Source organism: Mesorhizobium sp. WSM4817 (genome assembly GCF_055811135.1).
In genome coordinates this window covers 118725-137645 of sequence record NZ_JBVVQQ010000016.1, presented here as the reverse complement: position 1 = coordinate 137645, position 18921 = coordinate 118725, and the positions used below count along the sequence as shown (strand labels likewise).

General features: G+C 62.3%; 16 protein-coding genes. 6 read left to right on the top strand and 10 right to left on the bottom strand.

Translation table 11 applies throughout. The annotated features are described in order from the left end of the window. Positions 1 to 18: 18 nt before the first annotated feature. Both AC0L2K_RS21825 and AC0L2K_RS21820 read right to left on the bottom strand, forming a co-directional pair. Positions 19 to 2181, bottom strand: a complete 2163-nt coding sequence (locus AC0L2K_RS21825; protein WP_473532298.1) for an amylo-alpha-1,6-glucosidase — start codon at positions 2179 to 2181, stop codon at positions 19 to 21. Between the two features lie 44 nt (positions 2182 to 2225). Continuing rightward, positions 2226 to 3287 (bottom strand): glycosyltransferase family 4 protein, encoded by a 1062-nt coding sequence (locus AC0L2K_RS21820; protein ID WP_473532297.1) that lies wholly within the window; start codon positions 3285 to 3287, stop codon positions 2226 to 2228. Positions 3288 to 3475: 188 nt separating this feature from the next. On the opposite strand from AC0L2K_RS21820, the gene AC0L2K_RS21815 reads away from it, so the two are divergent. Beyond that, positions 3476 to 3778 (top strand): DUF982 domain-containing protein, encoded by a 303-nt coding sequence (locus AC0L2K_RS21815; RefSeq protein ID WP_473532296.1) that lies wholly within the window; start codon positions 3476 to 3478, stop codon positions 3776 to 3778. Between the two features lie 122 nt (positions 3779 to 3900). Here the strand turns inward: AC0L2K_RS21815 and AC0L2K_RS21810 are convergent, their stop codons facing one another. Beyond that, complete coding sequence (locus AC0L2K_RS21810) at positions 3901 to 4641, bottom strand: helix-turn-helix transcriptional regulator (RefSeq protein ID WP_473532295.1); 741 nt, start codon at positions 4639 to 4641, stop codon at positions 3901 to 3903. Between the two features lie 246 nt (positions 4642 to 4887). Between AC0L2K_RS21810 and AC0L2K_RS21805 the strand changes: the two genes are divergently transcribed. Next, complete coding sequence (locus AC0L2K_RS21805; RefSeq protein WP_473532294.1) at positions 4888 to 6639, top strand: PAS domain S-box protein; 1752 nt, start codon at positions 4888 to 4890, stop codon at positions 6637 to 6639. 57 nt (positions 6640 to 6696) lie between these two features. Here AC0L2K_RS21805 and AC0L2K_RS21800 read toward each other — a convergent pair whose 3' ends face one another. Beyond that, a complete protein-coding gene (locus AC0L2K_RS21800) occupies positions 6697 to 7371 on the bottom strand; it encodes a LuxR C-terminal-related transcriptional regulator (protein WP_128244923.1) in 675 nt (224 codons plus the stop codon). A 373-nt stretch (positions 7372 to 7744) separates the two neighbouring features. Between AC0L2K_RS21800 and AC0L2K_RS21795 the strand changes: the two genes are divergently transcribed. Continuing rightward, on the top strand, positions 7745 to 8431 hold the full coding sequence (locus AC0L2K_RS21795; protein ID WP_473532293.1) for a N5-glutamine methyltransferase family protein: 687 nt from the start codon (positions 7745 to 7747) through the stop codon (positions 8429 to 8431). An 84-nt stretch (positions 8432 to 8515) separates the two neighbouring features. Here the strand turns inward: AC0L2K_RS21795 and AC0L2K_RS21790 are convergent, their stop codons facing one another. Both AC0L2K_RS21790 and AC0L2K_RS21785 read right to left on the bottom strand, forming a co-directional pair. Further along, complete coding sequence (locus tag AC0L2K_RS21790; RefSeq protein WP_198032602.1) at positions 8516 to 8791, bottom strand: hypothetical protein; 276 nt, start codon at positions 8789 to 8791, stop codon at positions 8516 to 8518. A gap of 112 nt (positions 8792 to 8903) precedes the next feature. Beyond that, a complete protein-coding gene (locus tag AC0L2K_RS21785) occupies positions 8904 to 9761 on the bottom strand; it encodes a beta-keto acid cleavage family enzyme (RefSeq protein ID WP_473532292.1) in 858 nt (285 codons plus the stop codon). A 95-nt stretch (positions 9762 to 9856) separates the two neighbouring features. Between AC0L2K_RS21785 and AC0L2K_RS21780 the strand changes: the two genes are divergently transcribed. Beyond that, on the top strand, positions 9857 to 11179 hold the full coding sequence (locus tag AC0L2K_RS21780) for an aspartate aminotransferase family protein (protein WP_473532291.1): 1323 nt from the start codon (positions 9857 to 9859) through the stop codon (positions 11177 to 11179). A gap of 12 nt (positions 11180 to 11191) precedes the next feature. On the opposite strand, the gene AC0L2K_RS21775 is transcribed toward AC0L2K_RS21780, so the two are convergent. Beyond that, complete coding sequence (locus AC0L2K_RS21775; RefSeq protein ID WP_198032801.1) at positions 11192 to 12064, bottom strand: MurR/RpiR family transcriptional regulator; 873 nt, start codon at positions 12062 to 12064, stop codon at positions 11192 to 11194. Positions 12065 to 12181: 117 nt separating this feature from the next. Here AC0L2K_RS21775 and AC0L2K_RS21770 point away from each other — a divergent pair, with 117 nt between their 5' ends. Both AC0L2K_RS21770 and AC0L2K_RS21765 read left to right on the top strand, forming a co-directional pair. Continuing rightward, positions 12182 to 13165 carry a TAXI family TRAP transporter solute-binding subunit gene (locus tag AC0L2K_RS21770; protein WP_023798563.1) on the top strand — a complete coding sequence of 328 codons (984 nt, stop codon included), beginning with the start codon at positions 12182 to 12184 and terminating at the stop codon, positions 13163 to 13165. 72 nt (positions 13166 to 13237) lie between these two features. Continuing rightward, the gene (locus AC0L2K_RS21765) at positions 13238 to 15841 is read left to right on the top strand and encodes a TRAP transporter permease (protein ID WP_473532290.1); all 2604 of its coding nucleotides are present in this window, start codon (positions 13238 to 13240) and stop codon (positions 15839 to 15841) included. A 44-nt stretch (positions 15842 to 15885) separates the two neighbouring features. Here AC0L2K_RS21765 and AC0L2K_RS21760 read toward each other — a convergent pair whose 3' ends face one another. The 3 genes from AC0L2K_RS21760 to AC0L2K_RS21750 are packed head-to-tail and all read right to left on the bottom strand — an operon-like array spanning position 15886 to position 18914. After that, positions 15886 to 16935: an L-idonate 5-dehydrogenase gene (locus tag AC0L2K_RS21760; protein ID WP_473532289.1), complete on the bottom strand. Its 1050-nt coding sequence runs from the start codon at positions 16933 to 16935 to the stop codon at positions 15886 to 15888. Continuing rightward, positions 16932 to 18338 (bottom strand): TRAP transporter large permease, encoded by a 1407-nt coding sequence (locus AC0L2K_RS21755; RefSeq protein ID WP_473532288.1) that lies wholly within the window; start codon positions 18336 to 18338, stop codon positions 16932 to 16934. The genes AC0L2K_RS21760 and AC0L2K_RS21755 overlap by 4 nt, the downstream gene beginning before the upstream one ends. 3 nt (positions 18339 to 18341) lie before the next feature. Next, a complete protein-coding gene (locus AC0L2K_RS21750; protein WP_473532287.1) occupies positions 18342 to 18914 on the bottom strand; it encodes a TRAP transporter small permease in 573 nt (190 codons plus the stop codon). Positions 18915 to 18921 lie beyond the last annotated feature (7 nt).

The following is an 18921-nucleotide window of genomic DNA, read 5'->3' as shown; positions in this document are numbered from 1 at the left end:
TCCATGCGAAAAGCCAAACTAGGTCCGCACGATGAGCGGCACCAATCCCTCGTGCCGGTCGGCGAGAAAGGCGACCACCCTGTCGCCGACACGCTGGAATGTCAGATCCACCTTCCTGGTGCCAACGCCAAGATGCCTCAGCGTCAGCGTGTCGATGCCGATCGGCAGCCTGGGACGGGTGACGTGGATTTCGCCGTCCCAGCCATCGATCTCGAGGCCGAGGCAGGCCTGCATCAGCATGAAGGCAGACCCAGCCGACCATGCCTGCGGCAGGCAGGCGACGGGATAGGCGATCGGCGCCTCGCCCGGCGCGCGGGTAAAGCCGCAGAACAGTTCGGGCAACCGCATTTTGAAGTGGACCGCCGATTCGAAGGTGCTGCTCATCAGCCGGATCACGTGTTCACGCTCGCCAAAGCGTGCCAGACCGGCGCCGCAAATGGCGGTGTCATGCGGCCAGATCGAGCCGTTGTGGTATGACATCGGGTTGAAGAACACAGCATCGTCGGCGAGCGTCCTCAGCCCCCAGCCCGAATGGAAGGACGCCGAAAGCAGCTGGTCGGCGACCATCTGCGCCCGTGCCGGCGCGGGGAGGCCGACATAGAGAAGGTGCCCGACATTAGACGTCCGCACCTTGCAGGGCTCGCCGGCGCCGTCGATCGCCAAGGCATAGAAGCCGAGATCGTCCAGCCAGAAATGGCGTTCGACAGCGGCGCGCATGGCCTCGGCGCTGCTCTCCCAATGATCGGCCCTGTCGATCTCGCCGCGGCGACGGGCGAGCGCCGCCAACCCCCGGAACGCGGCAAAGGCATAGCCTTGCACCTCCACCAGGGCGATCGGTTCCTTGGGGATTCGGCCGTCGGCATGGAAGACGGAATCGCCACTGTCCTTCCATCCCTGGTTGGCTAGGCCGGACTCGGCGGCACGCTGATAGGTGACGAAGCCGGTCGGCCGGCTTGCCTCCTCGATCCATTCAGCCGCAGCGCAGAGCGACGGCCACAGGCTGTCGACGAACGCCATGTCACCGGTACGGTCCGCATAGGCGCAGGCGAGATGGATGTAGAGTGGCGTCGTGTCGACACCGCCATAGTAACGGCCGAAGGGGAGCTCCCGCAGCGCCGCCATTTCGCCTTTGCGGGTCTCGTGCATGATCTTGCCCGGCTGCGAATCGCTGAACGGCGATGTCTCAGTCGCCTGGTGCTGGGCAAGGAAGGCCAGCACGCCTCGCGCCAGGCCCGGGTTGAGCCACAGCATCTGCAAGGCGGAGATCACGCCGTCGCGGCCGAACGCCGTCGAAAACCAGGGGATGCCCGCATAGGGGTAGGGTCCGGTCGAAAGCTCGGTGGTCAGCAGCGCCACATCGGCGCGGGCACGCTCGACCCAATCGTTGAAGACGCGCCCGGAACTGTGCACCGTAGCACCGTGGCGGCGCTTGGCCCGCATGCCGAAGCGAGCCCGGGCCGCGGCGGCGCGGAAACGATCGCGGTTCGGCGTTTCCGCCACTTCGGGACCGACTTCGACATACAGCACCTTGCTGCTGCGCCTCGTCACGGCAATCAGGAAGTCGGCTCGGTCGCCCGTCAGCTGGTCTGGCGCCTGCGAGAATGATATCGCCGATATTCGCGCCAGCCCGTCCAGCCCGTCGTAGCGAAGCAGCACGCAGGTCGCATCCGTCTTGGCAGCATGGGCCATGCCGCGCTTCAGCCTTGTCGATCCGCGCACTTCGAACATGTCGCGGAAATCGGCGGCAAAATACAGCGAAACGCGGATGTTGGACTGTTCCTGGCTGTAGTTGGAAAGGGTGATGCGTTCAAACAGCCGGTCCTGCCAAAGCAGCTTGACGCGTTCGATATGGATCGCGCCCTGCGGAATGTCCCGGCCGCGGACGCTCTGCATCGGCAGATTGGTCAGGTTGGAGGTGAAGAGCACATTGTCCTGGCTGAGCGACGCACCGAGCAGCGATGTCTGCCGGTCGCCGACGGTCAGCCGGAATTCGGAAAGCACGCGCGTGTCGTCACGGAAGAAACCGTCGCCGGCGCCGCGGATATCGCCGTAGGCGTCGGACACGGCAAAACAATCGCCTTGCTTGAGGGCGAACAGCCGATGCGGCTCTCGAGGTGCGGTGGCGTCCAAGGACGCAAGTGCTACCGCGGGATCAAGCTGGCGCTCGTCGAGTTGGGCCATTCTCTACATATCCCTCTCGTTTCGCCCCCCTGAGGTAATGCCGCTCACGACGCTCTTGCCTCGGCCGAGGCACCGATCAGGCGCGCATAAGCGGAAACATAGTCGCGGGTCATTCTTTTGGCAGAAAACCGCCTTTCGAAGACAGTTCGCACCTTCCGCCTGTCGAGCCGCAGCAGGTCGGGCACCGACGCAACCGCGCCTTGCATGGAATCCACGATAAAACCGGTCACGCCTTGATCGACGATTTCCGGCAAGGCGCCGGATTTCCAGGCGATCACCGGCGTGCCGCAGGCCATCGCTTCTATGACGGCAAGACCGAACGGCTCCGGCCAGTCGATCGGGAATACGAGGCCGGCCGCGTTGCCGAGGAATTCCGCCTTCTTGTCTTCCTCGATCTCGCCGACATAGTCGACACGATCACCATCGACCAGCGGCTCGACCATGTTGCGGAAATAAGCCCGGTCGTCGTCGCCGATCTTTGCTGCAAGCTTCAGTTTCAGCCCCGAGCGCAGCGCGATCTCGATGGCACGATCCGGACGCTTGTCGCGCGACATCCGGCCAAGGAAGGCGAGGTAGGGCTCCCCTGGGCTCGGCTCGAAAACCGGCTTGTAGAGTTCGGTCGGCAGCCCGTGGTGGATCGTCGCCAGCCAGTTGGCGTCGGCCAGCCCCGTCCTTTGGCTGCCGGACACGGAGATCATCGGAAAGCGCGGAAAACGCTCATAGGCCGGTGCCAGATCGACGTAGTCGAGCCTGCCATGAGGCGTCGTCACCGTCCGCTCATGGATCTGCTCGAAGAAGGAAAAATGCAGGAAATGGCTGAGGTGGAAGTGAATGATATCAAATTCTTGAGCTCGTTTCCTCACCTCGGAAAGCATCGAAAGGTGCGCGGCTGTCTCGGATTTCAGCGGGCTTGGGTCAAGACGCAGCGCACGCTCGCGGCACGGCACTAACTTTGCCGAGGTCCTTGTATCGCCACTGGCGAACAAAGTTACGTCATGGCCTAGCTCCACCAACCCTTCAGTCAGATAGGAGACAATGCGCTCCGTGCCCCCATAGAGCCGAGGCGGCACGGATTCGTGGAGCGGCGCCACATGGGCTATTTTCATAGGCTGGCATTTCCCAGAAAGATCATCGCTGATGTCGAAATGCACCACTCCCCCGAACGTTCCTCAACGGCAAGAAGTCGGGCGATGACTGGCGATTCACCCAGCCGGCGTTTTTGCCGGGAACCAATTGGCTGGCCGTGAATTTAACTAGGTTCGATCGAACGCATCGCGATCGACGGGAGGAAAAGATGAATCGCCTGGAATTCTTTACGCCGGTGCGAATTGCGCGCGGGCACGGAGAGCCTGTGGAAGAAATCGACAATGTCAGCGAAGCGATGACGTTTTTGCGCCACTGGCCGAAGGGTAGGCGCGGCCCGGTGTATCAATGCGCGCTGAACTGCTGCGCTGCGGCACTGGCAGGCCGGATGTCTGCCGAGGAAGCAAGAAAGGCTTTTAAGGGCTTTGCCCGGATCACCCGGCTCCTGGATGACGACATAGCGCTGCCGATACGCGGCGAAAGGATGGACAGCGCATACACGCCGAGGCGATAGACGCCTGCGCTCCCAGGTGCCAGTTTGCCGACCGGCCCAGTTGGCGAGCAGCATTACCGCGACACCGGCGATCTGCGCGGTGCGCAGGATGCCCGGGCGCCGGATCCAGGCCGACCGCAAAATCATGGCAAGACCGAAATGCGCCCCAGAAGAGCCACCAGTTCCGCCTGACGTCTCGTTTCGGTCTTGGCGAACAGCGAGGCAAGCTGTGAGCGGATCGTGGTGCGGCTGAGCCGCCAGCTGCGGGCGATCTCCAACGGCGCATCGCCCTGAGCCAAACGCAGAGCCAGATGCGTTTCCGCGCTCGTCAGGCCAAACATCCTTTGCAGTGTCTGAGGGTTTGGCCCCGACCTGTTCACACGGCCAAGCAATGCCACGATGCTCGTTCCATCGGGGGCGATAAGACCGTTCTCTTTCAGTACCACCGGCCTGTCACCTGTGCTGCGGATCACCACCCAGGAAAGGGAGCCGGGCAGGAAAGGCGCCGGGACATTTGCGACCAGCCGCCTTAGGGCTGCCGAAAGCACACTGGCTGTATCAGCCGCTTCGCCTTTGTGCTCCAGAGTGGGGCGCTCCGGCGTGGGGCGCTCCAGCGTGGTTAGAGCGGCCGCGTTCCATTCGATTACTTTTCTGTCGCGGTCTAGTACGAGATAGCCACAGCCGAGGCGATCAAGCATGCCGGTGACGGATTCCAGGCTGCGTCTCCTTGGTTCGTCGCCCTCTGTCTCCGGCCGATCGGATGCACGAGCTGAAGGATAAGCATAGGAGGGCCGCGTCACCTGCGCGTCAGGGTTATACTTGGTTCCTGTCGTGATGTACCGGTCGCCCGCAACGGCATCACTGTATCTATCGATCATAGCCATTTTCCAACCTCCCCAAAGGTCCATCAGCCCGTAGTAACTTGCCCGGGATTTACGAACAGTCTTCTTGCGCAGGGCTCGCAAAAAATGCGCTCCCTGCTGTCTTGAAACTCGTTATATTCTGATGAGTTCTGTTCGCCCCTGTTTGATAAAATGCGCGCTGTGATAGTGGTATGGCAATCCCGCAGTCGGACTAGGTTGTACGTTTTTTGCTCTAGTCTCGATGGCCTAGTCAAAAGGTAGTAGTCTATGTCGATGAACTGGCAGTCGCGCAGGTCGGATGTGAACCCAACAGGCAGACTGCTAACTCACATTGCCTCCGCATCGGTGCTGGCTGCAACGCTGATATTTGAAACAAAAGCGTCAGCATACATCGGAGAAGGGTCGAGTTTCCTCGAATTTATTCCAGCTATTATTATCATTTCCTACCTTGAAGACCGTGGTCCTGCGCTTGCGGCGACGGTCCTGATGATGGCTGCCGGCTTGTGGACACGAAGCACCCTGCATGGTCAGATCTCCGGCGAAGATTGGGCGCGCGCCATTCTGCTTCTGATTTCCGGTGGCGTGATTGCCATGACATTCCATCGGCTGCGGCAGGACGTGCGTGAGCTGCTGGAGGTAGCCGAAGCCAGGCTCGCTGCCGTCGAAGCAACCGAAAGCCGCTATCGTTGGGCTTTCGAGCGCGCCGCCATGGGGTTCGCAAACATCAACGAGAAAGGTGAGTTGCTGCAATCCAACAGACGCCTCAGCGAGATGACAGGCTACGAGGAGGACGAGCTTGCCCAACTGCAGCTGGAGACACTCGTTCACCCGGACGACCGTGATGCCTTGGCGCAATTGCTGGCTGGCCTGGGCAAAGACTCTGCTTCGTTCGCTTCGGAGGTGCGTCTGTCAAGAAAGAACGGTTCGGCATTCTGGGCGCGGCTAACGCTGTCTTTGTCCGTGCCCGACGGGGTTCTCTCAGAGACCATTTTCGTGGTGGTCGACGATATCTCGGGACGACGAGCCGTGCACGAAGCGCTTCGGGCTCAGAAGGAGTGGCTGGATCTCGCTTTGTCTGCTGGACGCCTGGCCACGTGGCGGATCGACCTTAAAGACGGCATCGTCACCGGTTCGGGTGCGTTCTGGGACATTCTCGGACTGCCTCCGGCCGGCAGCCGCCGGTTGGAGGAACTGTCGGCCGTCGTTCATCCGGCGGACTGGCCAAAGCTGGCCGTATCGAGAAAGCTCGCATCGGTCACCAACTACGACGTCGAGATTCGCGTCCGACGACCGGACGGACATATCCGCTGGGTTGCTCTGCGCGGAAGGGAAGAGAAATACGATGATCGTCTACAGCGGCTCGGCGTGGCCGCCGACCTGACCGAGCGACGGCAAACCACGCTGCTGCGTGCCGCGGCAAAGAAGCGGGAGCGCATCATGCTCGAGCAACGCCACAGGTTCATCAACCTGTTCCCGGTGATCACGGCACTGGTGAACATGGTCAATGATCCCGAGAACAATCTCGCCAGGTACAAGGAGACGCTCATCGACAGGATTCGTTCGCTCGAGGCAACGCATCTGCTCCTTTCGGGCAACAGCAGCGGGTCGGGGATGCTTCACGATCTCGTTGTCCAGGAGCTGCAACCGTATATGGGGACACGCGAAATATCTGTCGGCGGTCCCTCGGTTACGATGTCGGGAGGCGCCGCCGAGAGCTTTGCGATGATTGTTCACGAGCTTGCGACCAATTCCTTGAAACATGGAGCGCTTGGCGATTCAAAAGGCCGGATCGAGGTAAATTGGACGTTCGCATCGGAAGATGCAGGCAGTGACATCGTGTTCGACTGGGTGGAATCAGGGCGGCGGCGGCGGCCTGCAAAAGTTGTCCGCCATGGTTTCGGTTCGATGATAATCGGAGTGGATGGGGCGCCGCTTGTCGGTCACTCTCCCAAGCTGGAGATGACGGATCACGGGCTGCGATATTCGCTGCGGCTGTCGCGCAAGGAAATCGGACCTTAAGGCCATCGGAAGCGTTTAACAGCGCCCCTTGCGTATCAAAAGAACGTGGTGCTCTAATTAATTGATATCCCTCGTTAACCACGTCTTCAGCATAACGGCAGCCTCCGTCCGATTCCGCACCCCAAGCTCACGCAAAACGGCAGCGGCATGGATTTTCGTCGTCGCTTCGGCAATCTCCAGATCGCGCGCGATTTCCTTGTTCGAATAGCCTTCCGCCATCAGCTTCAGGACCTCCTTTTGCCTCGAGGTCAGCCTGCCAAGATTGCCGGTGGTGGTGCGTCGGTGCGGGACAGGCTCGGCGGGAGCAGGTATGTGAGGTGTTGGCGCAGCACCGGGGCGCGACAGAAGTGCAGGGACGTAGATGCGGCCCGAGAGGATTTCGTTGACGGCCATAACGACCTCCTCGTCTTTTTGCGACTTTACGATATAGCCGTGGAGACCGATCGACAGAGCCGTGAGTATCTCCGAGCGTGAATCGTTTCCGGAAACGATGGCAAATCGCGTATCCGGATAAGCCGACAAAATGCCGCTGAGCACTTCCTGATTGAACAATCCCGGCATGTTCAAGTCCAGGATCGCAAGATCAACGGACGCCTGCTCGGCCAGCAGACTGAGCGCGGCGTCGAAACACGACGCCTCGAATATCTCCACACCTGGAATGCCTGCGCTGAGAGCCAAGCGCAGGCCACGACGATACAGGCCGTGATCGTCGGCGATGACGATTCGATACATTGAACTACCCCAACGAAACCTGAATGGATTGAACGGTCACGGGCCTTTGGAGTCGTGGCCAATTACTCGTCAATTCATCCAGTCAACGCCAGCGGTGCCCCAACACCGCAAGCCCAGCTTGCTAATATAATCCTAAAAGGCAGGTAAGGCTCCTCTTTTTTTGAACCCTGTCAACGGGAGCCGCTGAACACGTCGAATCTTCCGTTCCTATCCTCCAGGACCATGTGCCAACGCCTTTGAGACGATCCCGATAACTCGCGATCCCAAATGCCCTGGCGAGGCGTGTTTTTCGATTGCCGATCGGGAACTTAGTGATTTAACTTCCACTCAATTGTCGGGCACTGCGACCCGGCAAGACAGGGAGGGAGCTGTCGTGAGCGAAGAGATCAGTGTCGCCGAAGCCTACCGCAAAGGCCGCACCATCTTCATGGGGCTGGAGTTGCTCATCGCGCCCGGTGCGCTCGTTCCCCGGCCGGAGACGGAGTTGCTCGGCACGACAGCGCTTGATGTTCTGCGGCAAATGAACCTGTCGGCGCCGCGGGTTGTCGACATGTGCTGCGGGGCCGGCAATCTGGCCTGCGCCATTGCGCATTACGCCCCTGCCGCGCAGGTCTGGGCGAGCGATCTCACCGATGAATGCGTCGAGGTCGCGCGCCGCAACGTCGCCCATCACGACATGGCAGATCGCGTGTCGGTGCTGAGGGGTGACTTGTTCAGTGCTTTCTCGGGCTTGCAACTCGACAGCACGATCGACGTGATCGTCTGCAACCCGCCATACATTTCGGAAAAGCGGCTCGAGGGCGACCGCGCGCATCTGACCGAGCTCGAGCCTCGTGAAGCGTTTGCAGCCGGCCCCTACGGCCTGAGCATCCATATGCTTGTGATCAAGGACGCGCCGCGCTACTTGCGGCGCGGAGGCATCCTGCTCTTCGAGGTCGGTCTCGGCCAGGACCGGCAGGTCATGCGTTTGCTGGAGCGCTCCAAGTCCTTCGAGGGGATCCGGGCGGTCACGAACGAAGCCGGCGAGGGAAGGGTGGTTGTGGGACATACCACGCCGTGAGCGTCAGCCATGCCGCAACGGCTGGCTCAATTCCCGGTGTTCACGCTTCTGGCGCGCTCCAGCAAAAAGCAAAAAAGGTGGCGCTTACTCGCGTCCCTGATCAGCTTTTTGGGCTTTTCTTGATTTATTCGGTGCTATTACAAGCCCGCTGTTGTCTGGGTTTGCGTCGGAGACAAAGCTGTATGCAAAGATGTGTCCCCGGTTCTCGTCGGTCACTCGGATCCAATCCTTTTCCCACCTTCGCAGCGTAACATGTCGATCTGTCGACATGGCGGCGGCTTTGAAGGGGCTCGGCGCGTTGATGACACGCACCGTGATCACGTCATCGCCCTCCATTTGTTCGACGAGGTACGTCTGCATAAAGGCCTCCCCAGCGCCACTGCAACCCTAACGTCAGTCAAAAAGTTCGGTTGCAGCGTAGCAAAGAGATTTTCGACAAATGTGACGGACCGAAGAGGCGTGCGGGCGAGGGTTAGCCCTGGATCGACCAAGCGGCGCGCAGGTCGTTGGCTTGGGCGATCCTGACGCCACAAGCAGTCAGAGCGCCTCTGGTCGCTGTCACGAGCGCGGCATTGTCCTTGGCAGTCGTGCCGTCGGCCAGGGTAAAATTGTTCTCGAAGCCGACGCGGGCATGACCGCCCAGCAGCGCACCGGCCGTAACGCAAGCGCTTTCCTGCCGACCGAAGGCGCAGACCATCCAGTGCGCGAAGCGCGGGCGGTCCTGCGCAAGGAAGGGCAGCAGATCGGCCGGTCGCGAAACCTGTCCCGGCGTGTAGCGGCCGAGCACATAGAGCACCGGGATGTCGTTGAAAGGTACCAGCCCGCGCTGCTGCATGGCGGCCAGGGCCGACGCCTCTTCGGGCGTGTAAAGGATGATCTGAGGGGCGATCCGCTCGCTCTTCAACCACGCCAGGAACTGCGCGAAATCGGTCTCATGGGCAGCGTCCGGCACCAGTTCGCGCAGCGCCAGCGAAACCGCCTCAGGGCGGGCGGCGCGCACCACCGCCATCTGCTCGGCCGGCTGGTAGCGGCCGACCGCTTCGCTGGTGATCTGGATGATCAGCCGCTCGCCCACCGCATCACGTATCGCTTTCGTCGTCTCGCGATAGGCGTGCGCGTCAAGCAAATGGCCGCCCTCGCGGTCGCGGACATGGGTATGGATCATGGCGGCGCCCGCCTCGAGGCAGGCGGCGGCAGTCCGGGCCAATTCCCAGGGGCCGATCGGCAGGGCAGGGTGGTCTTGCTTGCCACGCCGTCCACCATTCGGTGCAACGGCGATTGCCGTCGGTGCGATAAGTCCGGGGCCCGTCGCGTCCCTGTCGGCGGTCATAAGCTCAGTCCAATTGTTTCAAGTATTGCGCAGTGTGTAACATATGTTGCATGATAGGTTCGCTGCAAATCGCGCCATCGTCAATCGGGGAAGGCATGACACACATCCTGCACCGCCAGATCCACGCGAGCCTGCCCGTCGCGGCTGGCGGCAAGGGCATCGAACTGTTCGACCGCGATGGCCGCGCCTATATCGACGCGTCAGGTGGCGCGGCGGTTTCCTGCCTCGGCCACGGCCATCCCGAGGTGACAGCCGCGCTCCATGCGCAGGCCGACAAGCTCGCCTATGCCCACACCAGCTTCTTCACCAACGAGCCGGCCGAGACATTGGCCGACAAGCTCGTCGCCGGCGCGCCACAAGGTATCAGCCACGCCTACTTCGTGTCCGGCGGCTCCGAAGCGGTGGAGGCGGCGCTCAAGATGGCCCGCCAGTTTTTCGTCGAGACCGGCAGGCCAGAGCGGCGAAACGTCATCGCCCGCCGCCAGAGCTATCACGGCAACACGCTCGGCGCTCTCGCTGCCGGGGGCAATGAGTGGCGCCGCGCCCAATTCCGCCCTTTGCTGATCGACACGCATCACATCGACCCATGCTATGCCTACCGCTACCAGAAAGCCGGTGAGAGCGAGGCGGCCTACGCACTGCGCGCCGCCCAGGCGCTCGAGGATAGAATTCTCGAACTCGGTCCGGACACTGTCATGGCCTTCGTCGCGGAACCTGTGGTCGGCGCGACAGCAGGAGCTGTGCCCGCGGTTCCCGGCTATTTCAGGCGCGTTCGCGAAATCTGCGACCGCTACGGTGTGCTCCTCATCCTCGATGAGGTGATGTGCGGCATGGGCCGCACCGGCACGCTGCACGCCTGCGAGCAGGACGGCGTCGCGCCCGACCTGATGACAATCGCCAAAGGGCTCGGTGGCGGCTACCAACCCATCGGTGCGGTGCTGCTTTCGCGCCGCATCTTCGACGCTTTCGCCGAAGGCTCCGGCTTCTTCCAGCATGGCCACACCTATATGTGCCACCCGATGGCCTGCGCGGCGGCGCTCGCCGTCCAGGAGGTGATTGCTCGCGACGATCTGCTTGCCAATGTCCGGGCGATGGGAGCGCATCTTTCGCGGCGACTGGGCGAACGGTTCGGCAACCATGCCCATATCGGCGACATTCGCGGGCGTGGCCTTTTCATGGGTGTAGAGTTGGTCGAGGATCGCTCGACCAAGGCGCCGTTCGAACCGAAGCGGAAGCTCAATGCGAAGATCAGGCGCGAGGCGATGGCGCGCGGCCTGCTGGTCTATCCCGGAGGGGGCACGATCGACGGCGTGCGCGGCGATCATGTGCTGCTGGCGCCGCCCTTCATCATAGACGCCGCGGCAATCGACGCGGTTGTCGAACGGCTCGGCGACGCGATAGACGCTGCAGTGGCATAGCGCCAGCGCTCTTCATTCCGGCAGATAGGCACCGAACGCCTGTAACTCCAGTTCCGTCTCCCTGACACGAGCCGCGGCTGCCGGCCCGCTGCGCGCCAGCATCGTTGCGGCCAGCGCTTCCACGATAGCCATGGCTGCGGCTACCGACGGGAAGAAGGACGGGCTGTCGGTAGAGAATCGCAAGACAACCTGCGCATGCCGCGCGATCGGAGCAGCCATGCTGTCGACGATCGCGACAATCGGAACGCTGTGTCGTTGCGCAGCCTCCACCACGGGCCCGAGTTCACGCGAATAGGGCGAAAAGCCGATCGCGACGACCGCTTCCTTCTTTCCAAGCGCTGCGAGTTCCGCCTCGATCGCACCGCCGTCGCCGCCGAGCAGCGTGATCTCGCGTCGAAACATCCGGCAGAGATAGACAAGCGCGTGGGCGGGCGCGCGGCAGCTTCGGAACCCGGCGACACGTATGCGCTGAGCCTTCTCCAGTATCGCGCAGGCCCTTGCGATTTCTTCGCTGCCGTTGACGGCTTCGGCCGTCGCCAGATTGGCCACCGTCGTCCTCAGCGATTCGGCGAAGATCGTCTCCGACCTGCGCCTGACAAGCGCATCGGCCCTTGCCGCGAAAGGCGCCTTGCCGGAGCGCAGCCGGTCTTCGAACGGCTTGCGCAGCGCCGCCCAGTCGCCAAAACCCAGTCGCCGCGCCAGTCGCACGAAGGTCGTCGGTGTCACCTCTGATCTCGAGGCCAGCACCCGCATGGACACCAGCGCCACCTCGTCGGGGTGATCGACCAGGAAACGCGCCGCCTTGCGCAGTTCCGAGCTCAATTTTGGGAGTTCGGTCAGTATGCGCGCCAAAAGCGCGTCGAAACCCATCTCCCGACTGTCCATTGTAACAAGCATTTCCCTTGATTGATAAAGCGCAACAATCGTAGCATGCATCGACGTGCCTTGACACCAAAACACCGGACGGCCGCGACGGCACGCAAAGTACCAAGGGAGAACCAGATGAAACATGCCCGGACTGCACGCCTCGGAGCGCAGATCGCCGCCTTGTCGGCGGCGCTGCTGTTTTCGGCCAGCGCAATGGCGCAGCAGAATTTCGTTACCATCGGGACCGGTGGCGTCACCGGCGTCTACTATGCCGCCGGCGGCGCTATCTGCCGGTTGCTCAACAAGGATCGCAAGACACACGGCATCCGCTGCTCGGTCGAATCGACCGGCGGATCGGCATTCAACGTGAACACGATCAAGGAAGGCGAACTCGACTTCGGCATGGCCCAGTCGGACGTCCAGTACAACGCCTACAAGGGACTGGAATCATTCAAGGACGGTGGCCCCCATACCGACCTGCGCGCGGTCTTCTCGATCCATCCGGAGCCGTTCACGGTGCTGGCGCATCCCAATGCCGGCGTGACGAAATTCGAGGATTTTAAGGGCAAGCGTTTCAACGTCGGCAATCCCGGTTCCGGGACGCGCGCTTCCATGGAGCGTCTGCTCGGTGCGATGGGCTGGACGTTGGCCGACTTTTCCCTCGCATCGGAGCTGAAGGCTGACGAGCACGGGCCGGCGCTCTGCGACGGCAAGATCGACGGGTTCTTCTACGGCGTCGGCCATCCTTCAGCGAACATCCAGGATCCGACGACCACCTGCGCCGCCAAGCTGGTGCCGTTGACTGGAGAAGTCGTGGACAAGCTTGTCGCCGAGAATCCGTACTACGCCAAGGCGATCATTCCGGGCGGACTCTACGCGAACAATCCCGACGATACCGGGACTTTCGGCGTGCTCGCCACGTTGGTCACTTCGGCCAAGGTTCCCGATGAGAGCGTCTATCAATTGACCAGGGCGGTGTTCGAGAACTTCGACGAGTTCAAGTCGCTGCATCCGGCCTTCGCCAATCTCGATCCCGCCAAGATGGTAGCGGAAGGAAATTCCGCGCCGCTGCATCCGGGCGCTGAAAAATACTTCAAGGAGAAGGGCTGGTTGAAGTAGGCTTCGTGACCTGACGACGGGCCGGCGGGTCCAGCTGATCCGCCGGGGCCATCCGCAACAGGAGACGACGTCATGAGCGAAGTGAAGGCACAACCGGCCGGCGTCGATCTCGAAGAGCTCGAACAACTTGTCGCGGAGGCCGACACGGGTGGCCGGCATCCGGCTGGAACGGTCGGGCGAATCCTGCTGTGGGTTGCAGTCGCGTGGTCGCTTTTCCAGCTCTGGTACGCTTCGCCTTTGCCGTTCGTGTTCGGCTTCGGCATCCTCAACGACACGGAAGCGCGCGCCATCCATCTCGGCTTTGCGCTGTTCTTGACCTTTCTCGCCTATCCGGCGCTAAGATCCTCGCCCCGCGATCACGTGCCGCTGCTCGACTGGGTGCTGGCCGTGGTCGGCGGATTTGCCGGCGCCTACCTTTTTCTCTTTTACGTCGTGCTTTCCGGACGGCCGGGCCAGCCGACCACGCTCGATCTGGTGACCGGCACCGTTGGCATCCTGTTGTTGCTCGAGGCGACGCGCCGTGCGCTCGGCCTGCCGATGGTTGTCGTGGCCTGTACCTTCATCTTCTACACCTTTGCCGGCCAGTACATGCCGGACGTGATTCAGCATCGCGGCGCATCGCTCACCAAGTTTCTCAACCATCAATGGCTGACGACCGAAGGCGTCTTCGGGATTGCACTTGGCGTGTCGACGAGTTTCGTCTTTCTGTTCGTCCTGTTCGGCACGCTTCTGGAAAAGGCAGGCGCCGGCAACTGGATGATGCAGATTTCCATCGCGCTGCTCGGCCACCTGCGCGGCGGCCCGGCGAAAGTCGCCGTGGTCTCATCGGCTCTCAACGGCGTCGTGTCCGGCTCGTCCGTCTCCAACGTGGTTTCAGGCGGCATCTTCACCATCCCGCTGATGAAGCGCACCGGCCTTTCCGGCGTCAAGGCGGGCGCCATCGAGGCTTCAGCCTCGATCAACGGCCAGATCATGCCGCCGGTCATGGGCGCGGCCGCCTTCCTGATGGTCGAATATGTCGGCATTCCCTATTCGGAGATCGTCAAGCACGCGCTGCTGCCGGCGGTCTTCTCCTATATCGCGCTGCTCTACATGGTTCATCTCGAAGCGATAAAGATGGGCCTGAAGACGATCCCGCAGCGTCCGACGCCGGCAAGAGAACGGATGCTGCGGATGGGACTGGGACTGTCGGGCAGCGTTCTCGCCGTCTGTATCGTCTATTACGGCATTGTTGCTATCCAGGCTGTCTTCGGTGGGGCCGCGCCGCCGGTGCTCGCAATCGCCGGCGTCGCTCTCTACGTCGCCTCGGTCTGGTATTCCTCGCGCTATCCGGATCTCGCGCTCGACGATCCGAACGCGCCAATCCTGGAACTGCCGCGCGCCTGGGACGTCACCCGGACCGGGCTCGACTTCCTCATCCCGATCGCGGTGCTTCTGTGGTGCCTGATGGTCGAGCAGATGTCGCCCGGCCTTTCGGCGTTCTGGGCGACCGTTTCAATCCTCGGGATCGTCGCCACCCGCAAGCCGCTGATGGCGGTGTTCCGTAAAGAAAATCTCGCCGCCTCAGTGCGGGCTGCCTGGGACGATCTGATCGACGGGCTGGCGCTCGGCGCCCGCAACATGATCGGCATCGGTATCGCCACGGCCACCGCCGGCATCGTCGTCGGCACGATCACGCTGACCGGTCTCGGCCTGATGATGACGGAACTCGTCGAGTTCATCTCCGGCGGCAATGTCATCCTGATGCTGATCCTCATCGCCGCGATCAGCCTTGTGCTCGGCATGGGCATCCCGACCACGGCAAACTACATTCTGGTCGCCACGCTGATGGCCCCGGTCGTGGTCGATCTCGGCGCGCAGGCCGGACTGCCAATCCCACTGATCGCGGTCCACCTGTTCGTCTTCTACTTCGGCATCATGGCCGACATCACCCCGCCCGTCGGGCTGGCAGCGTTTGCGGCGGCGGCGATTTCCAAGGAGGATCCGATCGCCACCGGTTTCCAGGGCGCGCTCTATTCGCTGCGCACTGCGATCCTGCCGTTTGTTTTCATCTTCAATCCGGCGATCCTGCTGATCGGAGTCGACACCTGGCCGCAGACGATCTGGGTGGCAACGGTCTCGTTGATCGCCATCCTGCTGTTTTCGGCCGCGACCATGAACTGGTTCGTGACCAAAAGCCGCCTGTGGGAAAGTGCGGCGCTGCTGCTCATCTGCTTCACGCTGTTTCGGCCGGACTGGTGGCTCAACCAGGTGTCGCCGCCTTACGAGGAGTTGCCGGCGAGCGAGTTCCTGTCGGCGGTGGCTCAGACGCCGGCCGATGGCCGCATCAATTTCGTCGTCGAGGGTGTCGACCTCATGGGCGAGGATGTCCGCAAGACGGTCAACGTGCCGCTTGGCGAGCCGGGCGAGCCGCTGGAGCGGCTGCGCGGCATCGGCCTTACCATCACGCAAGCGGGCGACGCGCTGATGATCAGCAATGTCGATTTCGGATCCTACGCCAAGCGCATCGGGCTGGATGTCGGGTATGACGTGGTGGCGGTGCTCAGAAAGGCCGACCAGCCCTCGAGCCTCATTCCGATCGGCCTGGCGCTCGCTGCGACGGCCGGCGTCGCCGGGCTGCAGTTTGCGCGGGCGCGCAAGCAGGCCGACAGGAAGGAAACCGGGCCGGCAGGCTGAGACTGGAACGGTTGATACAGTTGGGAGGCGCCGGGAAAAACGCCTCAGTCGGCGGTCAGCACCACCTTGACGCTCTGCGTGCGGTCGGCGGCCAGGGCAAACGCATCGTAGGCCGTGGAGAGGGGGCGTTCGGCGGTCACCAGCTTCAGGACATCTATATCCCCGCTGACGATGAGGTCGACCGCCTCGTTGAATTCCGCGCCGAAACGAAACGTGCCGTTCAGATTGATTTCCTTGGCCATCACCGCATTGGCGGCCACCGGGATCTGACCACCCGGCAGATTGCCGACCTGAACGACCGTGCCGCCGCGCCGGACGCTGGCGATTGCCGCTGCGAGACCCGCGGCGGTGCCTGAAATCTCGAACGCGACATCGATCATCTTGTCGGCCGCGAGCGCCTTGAGTTCGTCGTCGCCGCCGAACAGGTTGATCGTCCTGTTTGCTCCAAGTTTGCTGGCGAAGGCGAGCGGCGCCTCGGCTATGTCGGCGACGGTGAGCTCGCCACAACCCTTGAGCCTGGCGGCGAGCATGGTCAGGAGCCCGATGGGGCCGGCGCCGATCAGGATGACGTTGCGGCCGGCAATGTCGCCGGCCCGCGCCACGGCATGCAGGCTGACGGCGAGCGGTTCGGCGAGCGCCGCCGCCTTGTAGGCGACCGCATGCGGAACCTTGACACATTGCGCCGGCGTGGCATCGAACACGCTGGCAAAACCGCCTTGCATGTGCGGCGTTTTCGACGCCGAGCCCATGAAATAGATGTTTTCACAGAGATTGGCGCGGCCCTCTGCGCATCGGGCGCATTGTCCGCACCAGCGCGACGGGTTGACCGCCACGCGATCACCGACGGCAAGTCCTGGCGCGTCCGCGTTGATTTCGACGATCTCTCCGGCGACCTCGTGACCGAGCACGAGCGGCGATGTGACGACAAAATCGCCGGTCCGCGCATGGCGGAAATAGTGCAGGTCGGAACCGCAGATGCCGCCGGCGCCGAAGCGCACGCGCACCATTCCGGGCGCGAGGGGGCCGAGCGGATGCTCGACGACGCGCAGATCCTCAGGGCCAAAAAGCGTTGCGGCGATTGGACTGTCGATCAACGGATCAGCCCCATTTGCGTCGGCAGCCACAGCGTGATGGCGGGGACGAAGGTGATCAGGATCAGCGCGACGATCAGCGGCACGAGCCACGGCAGAATTGCCATGGTGGTACGCTCGACCGACAGTTTTGCGACCCGCGAGAGGACGAACAGCACCATGCCGAGCGGCGGATGGAGCAGACCGATCATCAGATTGAGCGTCATGATCAGACCGAAATGCACCGGATCGATGCCGTAGAGAACCACGATCGGCAGGAGGATCGGCACAAGGATCGTGATGGCGGCGATCGTGTCGAGAAAACAACCGACGACCAGCATCAGGACGTTGACCAGGATCAGGAACACCCATTTGTTTTCGGTCAGCGATGTGATGAAGACCGAGAACAGCTGCGCCGCCTGGCTGACCGTGAGCAACCAAGCGAAGATCGACGCTGCGGTGACGATGAAAAGGACCGACGCCGTCGTCTCGATCGTGTCGAAACTGGCCTTGGCGAGGGCTGAAAGTGTCATCGTCCGATAACGCACAAGCCCGAGAAACAACGACCAGATGACGGCGGCCATGGCCGCTTCGGTCGGGGTGAACCAGCCCATGGTCATGCCGCCGATCAGGATGATCGGCGTCATCAGCGCCATGACGGCGGAAAAGTCGAAATACCAGTCGCAGGCGATCAGGACGACGAGCGCGATGCCAACGGCGATGTTGAGCGACAGTCCCATCTGGACAAGGACATAGACGGCCAGCGGAAAGCAGCACACGACGGCGACCTCGATCGAGGCGGCGGCGAGCCGGTTCAGTTTGAACGGTGTGTCCGAACCCCAGCCCCGGCGGTGGGCGAAGATCGCGACCGTCACCATCATCAGCGCCGTCATGACGACGCCGGGCAGGATGCCGGCCATGAACAGCGCGCCGATCGAGACGTTGGCCATCATGCCGTAGATGACGAAGGGCAGCGACGGCGGGAAGATCGGGCCGAGCGTCGAGGAGGCGGCGGTGACGCCGACCGCGGCCTCCACGGGATAACCATGGTCGCGCATGGCCTTGATCTCGATGGTGCCGATGCCGGCGGCATCGGCAAGGGCAGCCCCCGACATGCCGGCGAAGACCACCGATCCGATGATGTTCACCTGCGCGAGGCCGCCCTTCATCCAGCCGACAAGCGCCAGCGCGAAGGAATAGATCCGCCCGGTGACACCGGCAATGTTCATGAGGTTGCCGGCGAAGATGAAGAACGGCACGGCAAGCAGCGGAAAGCTCTCGACACCGGCGATCATGCGCTGCGCGGCGATGATGTCGGGCGCCACGCCATAGAAGACGAGATAGAGCAGCGACGACACCGCCATCGACACAGCGACAGGAACGCCGACCAGCATCAGGACGAGAAAGGCTCCGATCAGAAGCAGCATGGCCTATTCCCCCAATCCGTCGAATGCGGCGGGGCGCTCCAGCGCCGAGTAGCCGCGGCGAATGTTGCCGATGAAGACCTGGATGGCGCGCAGCATCATCAGCACGAAACCGGCGAAGACGGCGTCGAAGACGACGTTGCGCGGCAGGTTGATGGTGACCATCCGTTCGCGGTGGACGATCCCGACATAGCGCCAGAGGAGCCAGGACATGTAGGCGAAGAAGCAAATGGTAATCACATTGACCGCGAGCGCCAGGTAGCGCCCCGCCCCAGCGGGGAGATAGTGATAGAGCACGTCGACGTGGATGTGGCGCGTGGTGCGCGTGCACATCACCGAGCCCAGGAAGACCACGACGACGAGGCAGTTGATGGCGATCTCCTCGGTCCAGGCAAAACTGTTGTTCATGACGTAGCGCGTGAAGAACTGCAGGAACACGCAGAACGACATGCCCCAGAACACGGCGAGCGTGACCCAGTCCTCCACCGCGTATCGCGACAGATCGATGGGCGGCGCTTCTTCCTCGAAGGCATGCGCCAGTTCTTCTGCTGTAACCTGGGTGTGGACCTCTTGGGTCATCGGCAAG

Bases quoted from the DNA above. Each gene is read 5' to 3' on its own strand.
- AC0L2K_RS21825 (WP_473532298.1), bottom strand. From the start codon at position 2,181: ATGGCCCAACTCGACGAGCGCCAGCTTGATCCCGCGGTAGCACTTGCG.
- AC0L2K_RS21820 (WP_473532297.1), bottom strand. From the start codon at position 3,287: ATGAAAATAGCCCATGTGGCGCCGCTCCACGAATCCGTGCCGCCTCGG.
- AC0L2K_RS21815 (WP_473532296.1), top strand. From the start codon at position 3,476: ATGAATCGCCTGGAATTCTTTACGCCGGTGCGAATTGCGCGCGGGCAC.
- AC0L2K_RS21810 (WP_473532295.1), bottom strand. From the start codon at position 4,641: ATGGCTATGATCGATAGATACAGTGATGCCGTTGCGGGCGACCGGTAC.
- AC0L2K_RS21805 (WP_473532294.1), top strand. From the start codon at position 4,888: ATGTCGATGAACTGGCAGTCGCGCAGGTCGGATGTGAACCCAACAGGC.
- AC0L2K_RS21800 (WP_128244923.1), bottom strand. From the start codon at position 7,371: ATGTATCGAATCGTCATCGCCGACGATCACGGCCTGTATCGTCGTGGC.
- AC0L2K_RS21790 (WP_198032602.1), bottom strand. From the start codon at position 8,791: ATGCAGACGTACCTCGTCGAACAAATGGAGGGCGATGACGTGATCACG.
- AC0L2K_RS21785 (WP_473532292.1), bottom strand. From the start codon at position 9,761: ATGACCGCCGACAGGGACGCGACGGGCCCCGGACTTATCGCACCGACG.
- AC0L2K_RS21780 (WP_473532291.1), top strand. From the start codon at position 9,857: ATGACACACATCCTGCACCGCCAGATCCACGCGAGCCTGCCCGTCGCG.
- AC0L2K_RS21775 (WP_198032801.1), bottom strand. From the start codon at position 12,064: ATGGACAGTCGGGAGATGGGTTTCGACGCGCTTTTGGCGCGCATACTG.
- AC0L2K_RS21770 (WP_023798563.1), top strand. From the start codon at position 12,182: ATGAAACATGCCCGGACTGCACGCCTCGGAGCGCAGATCGCCGCCTTG.
- AC0L2K_RS21765 (WP_473532290.1), top strand. From the start codon at position 13,238: ATGAGCGAAGTGAAGGCACAACCGGCCGGCGTCGATCTCGAAGAGCTC.
- AC0L2K_RS21755 (WP_473532288.1), bottom strand. From the start codon at position 18,338: ATGCTGCTTCTGATCGGAGCCTTTCTCGTCCTGATGCTGGTCGGCGTT.
- AC0L2K_RS21750 (WP_473532287.1), bottom strand. From the start codon at position 18,914: ATGACCCAAGAGGTCCACACCCAGGTTACAGCAGAAGAACTGGCGCAT.